Here is a 13,621-nt window from a genome sequence, read left to right on the forward strand (position 1 = left end):
GACAAGTTATGCCGGGAAATTAAAGGGGAACAGAACCCCGATTTCGCCCAAGAAGTCGCTGACTTGCAGCGCGATGTCGACCTCTTCTGTAAAAAAAGTCGGGAATTGAAACAACAACTCGAAGAACAAAACCGGATTATTGACCAGCAAATCAGTGCGTTAAAAGCTGAATCACAGCAAAATGAGGCAACCCTGAAGGCTCGGCAAACCAGGCTCGATGCCCAGCAAACCGAGCTGGCTACTCAAAAAACAGAGCTGGATAGTCAGAAAACCATGATAGTTGAGATGAAAGAGAGAGAGAAGGCTCAGCAAACCGAGCTGGCTACTCAAAAAACCGAGATAATTGAGATGAAAGAGAGAGAGAAGGTTCAGCAAACCGAGCTGGCTACTCAGAAAAACCAGATAGGTTTTCTGATAAAGATGATGGAAGAAGTGAGGGAACAGATGAAGGGAAAGGAAAAAGACGATACCCCTTCCACGGGTCCCGGATTCTTTAATTAACCCACGAGTGGTGGGATAGAAAGCAGGTGTATTGTCTACCGAGGTGAAACCAATGATTGAAATGGAAAAGCTAACGCAAGAACACCGTTATCTGGCTCTGTTAACCACTTGCCTTGCGCGTTTAACCGCGCTGCCTACAGGCAGGAAGGACGCTGATTTAAGGACGGTGGAGGAATGCATCGATGCGAAGGCAAGGCTGATAGAGGACCTGTTGGCCAGCCCCGCAATAGCTCACTACCCGTGATGGTGTAAATTTAAGATGTACTTGCAATTCATCGGGCTTATAGCTATTTTTTTAATGAAGACCTCTAGGGAAAGTCAGTAATGGATAATAGAACCAAAACCTTTATTTTATTAGCTGCACTTACTGCACTATTGATTGTTTTAGGCAAGTTGATAGGCGGACAGGCAGGCGCCCTGTTAGCATTCTTTTTTGCAGCCCTTATGAATTTTAGCGCCTATTGGTTTTCCGACCAAATGGTTCTGAGAGCCTATAATGCTCAACCTTTAGATAAAAGCCACCCAGTCTATGCGATAGTCTCTCAATTGGCAAAAAAAGCACAAATCCCCGTTCCTAAAGTGTATGCGGTCGAAACACCCACGCCCAATGCATTTGCTACAGGCCGCAATCCTGAGCATGCCAGTGTTGCGGTAACTACGGGCATTCTGCAATACATGAGCGAAGAAGAGCTTACCGGGGTACTTGCCCATGAGCTCTCTCATGTAATCAATCGCGATACGCTAACCAGTGCCATTGCAGCAACTATCGCAGGTGCTATAAGCTCTGTCGCAAATATCTTTATGTGGTCTTCGATGGCTCACTCAGAGAATGGTGATGGCAATCGTGTTAACCCATTAGGAGCAATGCTAATGACGCTTCTGGCTCCTATGGCAGCAGGCGTTATTCAAATGGCCGTTTCCCGCTCGTGTGAATTTGAAGCCGATGCAAGCGGCGCAAAATTATGTGGTCATCCTCTTTGGTTAGCCAGCGCTCTGGCCAAACTTGAGAATGCCAACCATCAAGGTCAGTTTCCAGCCGCTGAAACGCATCCTAATACAGCCCATATGTTTATTGTTAATCCATTAAGCAGTATGAAATTATCGCAGCTATTTGCTACCCATCCTCCTACCAGTGAACGCATCAAGCGTTTACGGGCAATGACTAAAGAGGTGTGGTCATAATGGTATGAAAAACAGAATCAGGAAAGACTTGGCAAGTCTATGAAGTTAAAGGATAAATATGGTTTTTTTAAGACCTTTACTCGGGTTAATTCAAGGATTGCTTGTTTACTGGTTTAGCCACGCTGATTTCAGTGCAGCAGGAACCATCGGTGCTATCGTAGCCTTTACCTTTCCTCTTTTTGCCTTTCAATTGAAACTACCCTCCCGTGAAACAGTGCTTCAAGGGACAGGTCTATTAATAATAATGGGATGGATATATGGATACGCAATGTACCATTTAAGCCGCCTCGGGCAAGACACCATGAGTCCTGTTGTTTTAATTTTGACAATACAATGTGTGATCAGTGCATTGATCCTGCTGGTATTTTATTGTGTTGCCATGGAAGAAAAACGATTTTACTTTCCTTATCAAACATTGTTTAGCGAAGCCTGGCAGCTTGTTTTAAAAATTCTTCTGGCTAAATTATTGATTCTCTTAACCTGGTACTTTTTTACTTTTGCAGCACAACTTTTTAAATTGATCCATATTTCAATTATTGCTGATCTCGTAGAGAGTCCCCCCTTCACTTTTATTATGCCATTTTTCCTCTTTGGTATTGCAATGACTATTCTTCATCAATACGAAGATATTTTGATCAAGATTAGAACTGTTTTGTTGTCATTTTGCTATTTTCTTTATCCATTATTAGTAGTAATCAGCCTGAATTTTTTACTCGTTGCTCCTTTTTCTCCCGTACAGTTTGCAGATTTCTGGTATGTTACTATTGCACTTTTATTGATTAACCTTTTGTTATTTAACGGTATTTTTCAAGAAGGTTTAACCAAGTCTCCTTACCCGCGCTGGTTTACCCTTGTAATTTATATTCTATTCTTTTTAATGACTGTTTACGCTTTTTATATATTAAAATTTCCCTTGATGGAAATATATCATTATGGTTTTAACCCAGGAGATTTCTTACTCTTATTACTGCTTCTTTTTCTTTTTGCTTATCATCTCAGCTATAGTTTAGCTATCTTCCTCAGTAAAAAACCCTGGTTAGACCTGATAAAAAAGGTCAACACAATAATCGCATTAATTATTGCTTTCCTGTATCTTGTCCTGGCGCTCCCTGTTTTTGATATTATGAAACTTACAGCGCACTTGCAGTTATCCCGGTTACTTAATGATCAACCACTGATAAATCCTGCTAAAATAAATAGCCATTCAAGTTATTTAGGTGGGGTAAATTTACAAAATGCCAATCTGGCTGGAAAAAATCTAAGCCACATCAATTTCTCCAAAGCCAATCTAAAGGGCGCCAATTTAAGCCAGGCCAATTTAGAAGGTGCCAATCTCTCCCAAACCAATCTGATACAAGCCAATCTAAACTGTGCTAATTTGCAAAACGCGAACTTGAGTGAAGCTAATTTAACACAGGCTCGGTTAAGTAGCGCCAATCTGAAATTTGCTCAACTCAATAAAACGAATCTTGGTTTGGCAAACCTCGCAGGTGCGAATCTGATGGGTGCTTCATTGAATCAGGTTATTTTTCAACAGACCAATTTCACGAATGCCGATTTAAACAAGGTTTCAGGTTTAACACAGGAAAATTTAATACAGGCATGCGGACGTAACGTCACACTACCCGATAAACTCTTTTTAAAACCCTGTACTTATTAGAGTTCTTGCATAACCTGTCGATTTTGCTTTAGTGCAAGGCACAAAGAAAATAGATCGGATAACTTGCGTTAAAACGCCATTCTAAGGATAATTGCCTATTTGCATTAACCGGACAACATATGGGGCAGTTAGGACAGTTTATTATAAATCACTGGGCGCTTTGGCTAGCCTTGGTTGGTATTCTTGTATTTATTTTTATTAATGAATCATTAGCTCAGAGAAAGCGGGCTAAAGAGCTTTCCCCTCAGGCAGCAGTCAATCTGATTAATCATGACAATGCGGTCGTTGTTGACTTAAGAGAAACAGAAGCTTTTCGCAAAGGGCATATTATTGACGCGATATTAGCAACCCCCGATGATTTTTCTGCGCAACGTATGGACAAATATAAGGCTAAACCGCTTATTCTCGTATGCGCGCGTGGCTTACAATCTGCTTCGCTTGCAGCCAAATTAAAAGAGCAAGGATTTTTACAGCTTTTCGTTTTGGCTGGAGGTATTGCTGCCTGGCAAGCTGCCGAGTTACCTCTGGTTAAGGGAAAATCATGACCACGGTTATTATGTACAGTACCGCGTATTGCCCTTATTGCATACGCGCTCGCCAACTGCTGGAGAAAAAAGGGATCAATTATACTGAAATTCGGATCGATGATGAACCAGCCAAACGTAACGAAATGATCACTAAAAGCGGAAGACATACCGTACCCCAACTATTTATAAATGGCCAACCTATAGGTGGCTGCGATGATTTATATGCTCTGGAAAACCAGGGACAGTTAGATGAACTTTTACGAAAATAGGAAAAAGCCATGTCAGAACAAGCAGTAAGCAATCAACAAAACTCCGAAGCGCAATTCATGATACAGCGCATTTATGTTAAAGATTCTTCATTTGAAACACCCAATACGCCTGCTATTTTTCAACAACAGTGGGAACCTGAATTATCTCTTGATCTGAACACCCAGCATGTTCAATTGGAAAAAGGGGTTTATGAGGTTGTTTTAAGTGTAACGGCAACGGTGAAAAACCAGAATACTGTGGCATTCCTGGCCGAAGTAAAGCAAGCGGGTATTTTCAGCATTCAAGGCGCTCCTGCGGAGCAATTGGAACATTTATTAGGTAGCTTCTGTCCCAGTATTCTCTTTCCCTATGCTCGCGAAATAATTACCTCGCAGGTCGTTCACGGTAGTTTCCCGCAATTAGTGCTGGCGCCCATTAATTTTGATGCCCTTTATATACAGCAACAAGAAGAGAAGAAAAAAGCCGCTCAGGAAAAAAACACTGAAACAACTCATTAATTCATGGCAGCTTAAAGCGATGAAAAAATCAACGATTGCTATACTTGGCGCCGGTTCCTGGGGCACTGCCGTTGCTATTCACCTGGCAACCTGTAGCAATCGGGTATTATTATGGGGACACAATTCGCAACATACCCAAACCATGATCAAACAGCGTTGTAATGAGCGCTACTTACCTGGGATAACCTTTCCTGATACGCTTGTTCCAGAAACAGATCTTAAAAGCTGTCTGAAGCAGGCTTCAGAAGTGATTGTAGCGGTGCCTTCCCACGCGTTTGCATCCCTTTTATCCCAATTAGAGAAACCCTCTCATGGTTTAGCCTGGTTAACTAAAGGGATTGATCCCGCCAGTTATCAGCTTTTAAGTCAACTGGTTGCTGCAAAATGGGGTGAGTCATACCCCATAGCCATTATATCCGGCCCCTCTTTTGCCCGTGAAGTTGCCAAGTGTCTGCCTACCGCACTAACCCTGGCTTCTAATAATTTACCTTATCAACACTCTATCCAGGCGCTTTTACATCACCATAATATGCGGGTTTATCTCAGTAACGATGTGATTGGTGTACAACTATGTGGTGCAGTAAAAAATGTACTGGCTATCGCATGTGGTATCAGTGATGGTTTAGGTTATGGTGCCAATGCCAAAGCCGCTCTAATTACGCGTGGTCTGGCTGAAATGCGACGTTTAGGTCATGCTATGGGTGCCGTAGCAGAAACATTCATGGGTTTAGCCGGCGTTGGTGATTTGGTATTAACTTGTACTGATGACCAGTCAAGAAACAGACGTTTCGGTTTGGAACTGGGACGTGGTATTGCTCTGCAAGATGCCGAACAGCACATCGGCCAGGTTGTGGAAGGAAAATACAATGCAGCTCAAGTCTGTAAACTGGCTAGCCAGTTTAAAGTAGAAATGCCTATCTGTACCCAAGTTAACGCGTTATTACAAGACAAGGTTACTCCTCAACAAGCCGTCAATAATCTGATGAGCCGTTCCCCCCGGAGTGAATAGACAACTCGTAAAATAAATGCAACTCGGAATGCTTCTTTTTAGTTGACTGTTACTCTCCACATCCCCACACTGCTCCACACCCCGCGTCAAACTGCTGCAAACAGGATTTCTCTTCCTTAGCTGTTGACACAGGAACACATAACTGATGGATAGGCTGTTGGAACATTGTTTGGCCAGTTTCCTGCTCAAGCGCTTCCAGGCGAGCAAGTGTGGATGAGTCAAGATGAGGCAATACGTTAATCGGACTATGAATACAAGGGCTGCATTCCATACTGGGGTGTGATAACCATTCAAGGTTTGTTTTCTTAATTAACCCAGCAAATTCTTCATTGGATGTCTGCCATAGAGGATACCACAGCGTTCGTCCCTGATATAAATCATTATTATCCTCAAACTCGGTTAAATCGGCGTATCGCCTGGAATCATAACGCCGTTTACCTGAGATGATTAGAGCTTCACAAGCAGGATCAATTTCATCCAAATGAGCAAGTATTGTTAAACCCTTAATGAAACTGGCACACCATTGAAATTTACGGCTGGGGAATTGTTTGCGATCGATAACCATCTCTGAAAAACTGGCAGGCGCTTTTAAAGTGTGCACTATCACACCTCGACTACGTGCGTAATCAGAACAAGCAAGTACTCTGTCCTTCCAGAACGGGGAAGCCCACCCTGTTTCCACATAAATAAAATGAAGTGCAGATAAATCTCTGTCAATAAGATACTGCATAACGGCTAAAGAATGATTGCCGTAATTACCAATAATTATGTATTGCATTATCCAGTGTATAAAAGAATTGTTTTAATGGGTACAGATTAACATATTTTTTTACAAATCTTTCTTTTTATGCCTGACAAAAACCCAAAGAGTACCGACTTTCGTCGACAAAGGCTATTTTTCCTCCTGCACAAAATTATCTTCTTAAACAACGTGATTCAACTTGTTATTAAGTAAATCATTGTCTTGGATGCATTGAGAGTGAATGAGCAAGCTCTTCTAAATTATTTCGCTTTTCTATCGGTATGTTGAAAGAATCAATTATCTCTTTATCGGTTTTTCGTAATTGCTGACAACTTTTTACTATCCTTTCAAGAGAAGGACGTTGATCAGGATCAGCTGAGATGGCCAATTCGATTAATTGTTTAGCTTCTTGACCTTTTTTTGTTTTAAAAACAGGATAATCAAAATTTAAATTTAAATCTCGTGCGACTAACTGATTAATAAGAGGATCGTCATCGTTTCCTTTTGAATTGACAAGCAATCTATACATCAAAAGCCCTATCTGATAAGCCATAAGTTTTTCTACCTGCAACTTTGGACTCTCTTCTCCAGGTTTTAATTCGCGAGTACCCTCAGGGGGAATATAACTTTGAGTAATAGCAATTATGTCATTTACTCTTATTTCGTTACTCGTAATACGTTGAAGGGATTTAATATCGGCTGTAATCACCGAGCCATCTTCACGGATTAGGAAATTTTCGGGTTTAATATCAAAATAAGCTTTATTTTCTTTGTGAAAGGCAGAGGCCATTCCAGCCACTTTCTCGGTTGTGTCCAGCACCAGATTCAAAACTTCCGCTGGATCATGTTTAGTGCCACAATAAGTTAAAATATCCCCTCTTAAACAATATTCTGAAACAGCGAGATTAAAATCCCTGCCTTCCGCCTGAACAGGATGATAAATAAAATCTTTGGCAAGATAATGATTAAGTTCAGTTTGTTTTTTGACTTCATCAATTAAAAGATAATCACTTGGAGGGGCATCTGCCTTTTCCAGACGAATCACATAGTGTTCGCCAGTTTCTTCATTAATAGCCAACCAGTTTTTATTATTATTTCCCCCTAAATAGTGTAAGTGAAAATCACCTGCTACATGATCTTTTTGCTGAAAAGCCAAATGTTTTACCAGTTCTTTAATTTTATCTTGTTCTCTTGACGGATTAATTAAACGCAATTGCGGAATAGCCGCATAAGTTTGTTTTAATTTTTCATCCGACTCAATTAATTGGTTCAAGTCATTATTAATCTGGCTCAATAAGGTATTAAACCGTTTTTTCATTAACGGTTTATTAGAAGCAATGGAATTATTTAACAAATGAAGCACTTTCTTTTGTAAAATCAATCCAGTCTTCAGAGCCTGTTCGTTTGATCTTAACGTAGCCTGATGAAATTTGTAGAGTAAGGTATCTATTTCCTGATATTGACTGGATCGCTCTGTTTTTATAATAACATTCTTTTTAGGAAGCGTTTTTTTCTGCCAATCAGACAAACTCGGTATAAAAGAATCCGTCCGTGATGACGCCATAAAAATCTTTTGTTTATTAAATGATTGGGAATGAGAAGAAAGTTGAGAGAGTTCTTTAGCAACAGGATCCTGTAGAACCCAGGTCATAAACTTACTATTAGGAAGAGTAGGATTAGCTCGACAATAAGTAACAATTTGCTCAGAAAACGCATCAATTTTCTGCAGAGCAGTCACTGATTTTTTGGAGGAATTGTTATAATCTGTCACTAGTGTATTAAGTTTAGCAATTAATTGATTAAGCTGCTCATATTCTTTGGCGTAAGGCTGGAGCGCCGAAAGATCCTGTTGGGTAAGTATTTCTTTATTTATTGGATTCATCATTAACCAATCATTTTTTATTAGTATGTTCTATACTATGGCAAATGATTTATTATTTTTCAAATTGAAACAAAGGAAATCATTATGCAAAAAAATATGCAAAGAAATACAGCCTTACACCTGGCGGGGCTTCATGGCGATATAGATACGGTAGAAGCTCTATCAGAAATTCATCCTGAAAATGTGAATATATTTAATGACAGTAAAAAACTTCCTATCTATTTAGCCGCATCAATGCGCAGCGGTGTTTCTGATAGTGAAAAATTAAAATGTATACGGGAGCTATTATCAAAAACCGATCAGGAAAAACTGCTAACTCCGACCATTGAAGGCGAATACCTGATATTATCGCTCGTACGTTTTAATAATATTGAAATTATTTCCGAAGTACTCAATAAAAATCAGAAGCAACTTTTTTTAGAAGACAGACGAGGCCAAAATCTATTACATTTATCGATTATACAGGGTTCCCCCAGACTGGTAGACTATTTTTCCGACATTGAAAAATTATTGCAGCAAAAAACACAAAATGGCTCTACTGCGCTTCATCTGGCTTGTCGCTATGGGGATGAGAACATTATTCGTACTATTTACAATAAAATTTTAACTTTGAATTTAAATCAATTAATTAATAGTAAAGATCAACACGGCAAAACACCTCGTGACTATGCGAAAGAAAGGAATGTGGCATGGATTCTGGACGAGGATAAACACTAAAAATTTCATTACTGAATTCATTCGATTACAAAAAACACTGTTTTTAGAATTCTTTATTGCACTTTAAAATGCAGTATGACATGGACAATATGCTGACTTGGCTGTTCTTTCCAACGATTTCATGCTTGTTGCAGAAGAATCTATCAAGGCAATACCTCGGTACTCACTGAGTAGGCGGCAAAATCGTTTATGCAGATAAGGAATTCAAACATTTTAACCTGAGTATTTTTACGTATTACATCATTTGAATTTATAATCTATCCTTTTAGTCTTTTAAAACAAATAGAGATATCAATGAAATCAGCCTGTGTTTATCTAGGTGCTAACTCTGGCAATAATAACCAAATTAGTGAAGCAGTAGTTTTATTAGCTAAAAAATTAACCGATATGGAGCTTACTCTGGTATATGGAGGTTCAAGTTTAGGAATGATGGGGCTTTTAGCTACTACTATTAAAGAGCTGGGTGGAAAAGCAATCGGCATAATAACCCAAAACCTTATTGAAAAAGAAAAGCCTTTAGACCTATTAGATGAATTACATATTGTCGATACCATGCAAGAAAGAAAGAGAATGATGCAAGAAATGGCTGATGTTTTTATTGTTATGCCAGGTGGTCTTGGTACGCTGGAAGAGGCATTTGAAACGTGGAATGCAATAAAAATTGGGGAGCTTAAGAAAAGTATTGGGTTTTTGAATATCAACGGATATTTTGATGGGTTATTCTCATTTATAGGAACCTGTGAGCAAAACGGCTTGTTATTAAAAAAAGACGCGAATATCCCTATAGTGCAGCCAAATGTTTCTTCGCTTTTAGCACAAATGATTACTTCTTCAAAAGAAGTAATTGAAGTAACAAATCCATCAATGGATAGGGGGCAGCCACAGTTTATTTAAGGATTAAACATGTCTGGAATTAATCTGGGAAAACATTTTTCTCTCTATTTTTATTTGACCTAATAATTTCGGGATTTATTCATCCAAAATGTAAATTGAATAGATACGCCCGAATATGAATGATGAGCATATTAAAGAAGAGGCTTCAGCCGTGCTTGCATCGATGGGGTTAACCGTGTCTGATGCATTCCGTATGTTGCTAACACGCATAGCTAAAGAGCATGCCCTACCTTTTGAGCCACTTATTCCCAATCAGAAAACTAAAAAAGAAGGCATGTTACATCATATTTTAAAAATCCTTCAAATTTCACTATCAACAACATGACTTATTAACCAGTTGATGTCAAAATGACTGCCAAAATTTAATTTCATTCTCCAGATAAGAATTATCAAATGAATGTCACCACGAATAGCCTAAAAAAGGTACCTCTTAATGATAAAAACAACCTGTTTTAATTTATTCGAACAATGTGTATTAGCCGTTCAATCTGGCGAACTAATCGAATCGATCAGCTCTAAGGATAAAGAATTTCATTTTCAAAATTGGTTTCAAAACGTCTCCAACAACTCGATATGCATTTTGAAGGTTCCGGACGCAATACTTATCCTGATTTTTGTTTAGTAGAATACACTGAAGGTTACGAAATTAAGGGACTTTCATGGCCTGGACGAGAGAGAGATTATGATTCGAACAGTCAAGTTCCAACGGGGTACCATAATGGGCGTCAAATCTTTTACGTATTTGGCCGATACCCAGCAGATTTGGCACAATTCACAGATCAAGGTAATGGTCGAAAACAGTATCCTGTAATTGATTTAGTAATATGTCATGGTGACTTTCTTAATGCTGACCATGACTATATTCATAAAAATAAAAGTGTAAAGGGCTTTGATACATATGGGGATATTATGATCCGAGATCGGAAAATGTATGTTGCTCCTACCCCGTTTGCACTTACAGAAGGCACAACAGGACTTATGACACTGATTCTTCCTAATAGCATGGAGCCTGATTCACGCTATCAAGAAGTAGGGAAACTTACACGCGTTGAGTCTGAAACACTCGTAGTTGGTTATACATTTGATTTACGTACAAATGAACTCCACGCAGAGCGAGTGCCCAATCCAAATGCTGGCACAGAACATTGTTTTATTGCATATCGACTTACTAGTCAAACCTCCAAACCTGTTTCAATGAAGGATACCTCTTCAAAAATTAAAGATAATGGAGTATATGAAAAGTGAATACTGTCACCGAAAGTGTATTTATCACACCCCCCATTATAGAAAATAAAACGCATGCTATAGAACATGATTTTCCTATAGTTGAAATTAGCCAAATTGCTGAGCAAGAGAGTTGGCGTAAAGAAATAAACCGCCCAATTTACCACATCCATAAATGGTGGGCGACACGTCTCGGGTCAGTATTTAGAGGCATTACACTTGCAGCCTTAAGTAATTCCAAAATTGATATTTGGAAGAATTTTTATAAGCACCATAAATTAACAGGAAAAATTGTTCTTGATCCCTTTATGGGGAGTGGAACAACTCTAGGTGAAACTTTGAAACTTGGCGCAAAAGCTATAGGTTGTGATATCAACCCAGTTAGCAGTTTTTTAGTAAATCAAGCATTTACTCGCGTATCAGAATCAGATCTTAGAGCTGCCTTTGCAAAACTAGAACAAAATGTTGCCCCACAGATTCAACGTTACTATCAAACTCGAGATACTGAGACAGGTGAGTTAATTCCTGTATTATATTATTTTTGGGTAAAAATATTAATTACTCCTGATGGTGAAAAGATTCCATTATTTTCACGATATATTTTTTCTCAAGACGCCTACCCCAGAAAAAAACCCAAGGCACAGATTATATGTCCTCAATGTTGGGATGTAATCGAAGAACGCTATGACATCACCGAATTAGATTGTCCACACTGCCAACATCGTTTTAACCCGCAAAAAGGACCTGTAGAAGGACAGCATGTAATTGCTAAAACAGGAATTCGTTACCGTATAAAGGAACTATTAGCAGCCGATGAGACGCCTCCTTCACACCAACTCTACGCAATGCTGGCCTTAAAAGCTAATGGGGAAAAAGTCTATCTGTCAGCACAAGAAGAGGATTTGGCGCTATTTGAAAATGCTGGAACTCGTCTGAAAATAGAAGCATTACCGCTACCTACGTTGGCCATTCGACCAGGGCATAATACTGATCAAGCACTAGGTTATAACTATACTCATTGGAGAGATTTTTTCAATGAAAGGCAGCTACTTTGTCTTGGCCTATTATTAGAAGGCATTCTTGAAATTGAGGATAGGAACATTCAAGAACAATTACTATGCTTATTCTCAAGCACTCTTGAGTTTAATAATCTTTTTTGTAGTTATAAAGGAGAAGGAACCGGAGCAGTTAGGCACATGTTTTCGAATCATATTCTAAAACCGGAGCGTGCGCCGCTCGAAAACTCTGTTTGGGGAACAAAAAGAAGTAGCGGTACTTTTTGCTCACTTTTTGAATCGCGTTTAATTCGTGCAAAAAATTACCTTGATGAACCATTTGAAGTGGATTTTGAACGTGACTTGATGGGAAAAAAAATAAAATCACGTAAAACTCTAGCGAGTGATCCTATAAATGCAAATCGTGTTGAATCTTGGCAAGACTTTATTTCAACTGATCAGGGACTATTAATTCTTAATGGAGACAGCTCACATCTTCCTATTCCTGATGTCTCTGTCGATGCGATTATAACAGACACGCCATATTTCGATTTTATTCATTATAGTGAGTTAAGCGATTTTTTCTTTGCATGGCTGTCTCCTGTTCTTAAATCACGTTACCCATGGTTCAATCGTCCAGATTCATCTGATATTGGTGAAGTTCAACACAAAGACCCACGTGTTTTTGCCAAACAACTTACTTCTGTATTTTCTGAATGCCGAAGAGTTCTCAAAGATAATGGAGTACTTGCTTTTAGCTTTCATCATTCGCGCCCCGAAGGATGGGCTGCGATCTATGAAGCGATAATAAAAGCTGGACTATCAGTAGTCGCAGCTCATCCTGTACATGCCGAACTACGTGCTTCCAACCCTAAGAGCGCAGCTAAAAATCCTATTAGCCTTGATGCAATCCTCGTTTGCAAAAAAAAGGGATTTAATTTTGAAAAATCATTTGATCAACAAACAATTCTCAGACGTACATCCATTCTTGCAAATAAATTAGAAGAAGCTGGCATGAACATTTCAATGGCAGATCATTTTGTAATTGCCGCTTCTCAAGCACTTATTTCCGCCTCTTCTGATGCATTATCGTTTGAAAATATAAAAACAGATCTTGAATTAATACAGAATAAACTTTACATCTAATTTTTGTGGCTCAACCCCAAATGTACACATCATTACCCATAAGTATTAATTACTGTTATTCAATTCAATAATAGTATACTGCTCGTCCGTATATCAGGATGATAAATATGAGTTGGGCAGCAGAAGAGATGAAAACGGTAAAGCCAGGTGACAAAAGACTTCACGCGCGGCTTCTTACTTTATTTGATAAATTAGGTAATTCAGCGAATCTAAGTATTCCAGCAGCATGTGGAGGATGGCACGAAACAAAAGCAGCTTATCGCTTCTTTGATCATGAGGCAGTGACTACAGAAAGCATTTTAATACCTCATATAGAATCAACATTTTCTCGAATGAAACAACATTCTGTGGTTCTTTTATTACAAGATACGACAA

General features: G+C 39.0%; 16 protein-coding genes. 14 read left to right on the top strand and 2 right to left on the bottom strand.

All coding sequences use genetic code 11. From position 1 onward, the window contains the following. The 8 genes from T345_RS15560 to T345_RS0103595 all read left to right on the top strand — a co-directional run. On the top strand, window positions 1–501 hold a 501-nt coding region (locus T345_RS15560), incomplete at its 5' end, for a hypothetical protein (RefSeq protein ID WP_211249728.1). A 31-nt stretch (window positions 502–532) separates the two neighbouring features. Continuing rightward, entirely contained in the window at window positions 533–745 is a 213-nt protein-coding gene (locus tag T345_RS0103565) for a hypothetical protein (protein WP_131777816.1), read from the top strand. 80 nt (window positions 746–825) lie between these two features. Then, entirely contained in the window at window positions 826–1,683 is an 858-nt protein-coding gene (htpX, locus tag T345_RS0103570) for a zinc metalloprotease HtpX (protein WP_028388144.1), read from the top strand. A 58-nt stretch (window positions 1,684–1,741) separates the two neighbouring features. Then, a complete protein-coding gene (locus T345_RS14505) occupies window positions 1,742–3,343 on the top strand; it encodes a pentapeptide repeat-containing protein (protein ID WP_051555116.1) in 1,602 nt (533 codons plus the stop codon). Between the two features lie 119 nt (window positions 3,344–3,462). Beyond that, window positions 3,463–3,888, top strand: coding sequence for a rhodanese-like domain-containing protein (locus T345_RS0103580; RefSeq protein WP_028388145.1), 426 nt, complete (start codon window positions 3,463–3,465; stop codon window positions 3,886–3,888). Further along, window positions 3,885–4,139 carry a glutaredoxin 3 gene (gene grxC / locus T345_RS0103585; RefSeq protein WP_028388146.1) on the top strand — a complete coding sequence of 85 codons (255 nt, stop codon included), beginning with the start codon at window positions 3,885–3,887 and terminating at the stop codon, window positions 4,137–4,139. The genes T345_RS0103580 and grxC overlap by 4 nt, the downstream gene beginning before the upstream one ends. A 9-nt stretch (window positions 4,140–4,148) precedes the next feature. Continuing rightward, window positions 4,149–4,637 carry a protein-export chaperone SecB gene (gene secB, locus T345_RS0103590; RefSeq protein WP_028388147.1) on the top strand — a complete coding sequence of 163 codons (489 nt, stop codon included), beginning with the start codon at window positions 4,149–4,151 and terminating at the stop codon, window positions 4,635–4,637. Window positions 4,638–4,656: 19 nt separating this feature from the next. Continuing rightward, window positions 4,657–5,646 (top strand): NAD(P)H-dependent glycerol-3-phosphate dehydrogenase, encoded by a 990-nt coding sequence (locus T345_RS0103595; RefSeq protein WP_028388148.1) that lies wholly within the window; start codon window positions 4,657–4,659, stop codon window positions 5,644–5,646. Window positions 5,647–5,695: 49 nt separating this feature from the next. On the opposite strand, the gene T345_RS0103600 is transcribed toward T345_RS0103595, so the two are convergent. Together T345_RS0103600 and T345_RS0103605 are read right to left on the bottom strand one after the other, a co-directional pair. Continuing rightward, window positions 5,696–6,424: a phosphoadenosine phosphosulfate reductase domain-containing protein gene (locus T345_RS0103600; protein ID WP_028388149.1), complete on the bottom strand. Its 729-nt coding sequence runs from the start codon at window positions 6,422–6,424 to the stop codon at window positions 5,696–5,698. A 178-nt stretch (window positions 6,425–6,602) separates the two neighbouring features. Further along, on the bottom strand, window positions 6,603–8,273 hold the full coding sequence (locus tag T345_RS0103605) for a protein kinase domain-containing protein (protein WP_028388150.1): 1,671 nt from the start codon (window positions 8,271–8,273) through the stop codon (window positions 6,603–6,605). Window positions 8,274–8,354: 81 nt separating this feature from the next. Between T345_RS0103605 and T345_RS0103610 the strand changes: the two genes are divergently transcribed. The 6 genes from T345_RS0103610 to T345_RS0103635 form a co-directional block, all read left to right on the top strand. Beyond that, the gene (locus T345_RS0103610; protein WP_028388151.1) at window positions 8,355–8,987 is read left to right on the top strand and encodes an ankyrin repeat domain-containing protein; all 633 of its coding nucleotides are present in this window, start codon (window positions 8,355–8,357) and stop codon (window positions 8,985–8,987) included. A gap of 294 nt (window positions 8,988–9,281) precedes the next feature. Then, a complete protein-coding gene (locus T345_RS13455) occupies window positions 9,282–9,881 on the top strand; it encodes an LOG family protein (protein ID WP_084273725.1) in 600 nt (199 codons plus the stop codon). A 115-nt stretch (window positions 9,882–9,996) separates the two neighbouring features. Continuing rightward, on the top strand, window positions 9,997–10,206 hold the full coding sequence (locus T345_RS13460; RefSeq protein WP_084273726.1) for a type II toxin-antitoxin system RelB/DinJ family antitoxin: 210 nt from the start codon (window positions 9,997–9,999) through the stop codon (window positions 10,204–10,206). A gap of 218 nt (window positions 10,207–10,424) precedes the next feature. Continuing rightward, window positions 10,425–11,126 carry a hypothetical protein gene (locus T345_RS15290; protein ID WP_211249729.1) on the top strand — a complete coding sequence of 234 codons (702 nt, stop codon included), beginning with the start codon at window positions 10,425–10,427 and terminating at the stop codon, window positions 11,124–11,126. Next, the gene (locus T345_RS13470; RefSeq protein ID WP_035918064.1) at window positions 11,123–13,246 is read left to right on the top strand and encodes a DNA methyltransferase; all 2,124 of its coding nucleotides are present in this window, start codon (window positions 11,123–11,125) and stop codon (window positions 13,244–13,246) included. The genes T345_RS15290 and T345_RS13470 overlap by 4 nt, the downstream gene beginning before the upstream one ends. Window positions 13,247–13,353: 107 nt before the next feature. Continuing rightward, a partial coding sequence (locus T345_RS0103635) for an IS4/Tn5 family transposase DNA-binding protein (protein ID WP_028388152.1) occupies window positions 13,354–13,621 on the top strand: 268 nt, incomplete at its 3' end.

The organism is Legionella fairfieldensis ATCC 49588 (assembly GCF_000621525.1).
GTDB classification, from domain to species: domain Bacteria; phylum Pseudomonadota; class Gammaproteobacteria; order Legionellales; family Legionellaceae; genus Tatlockia; species Tatlockia fairfieldensis.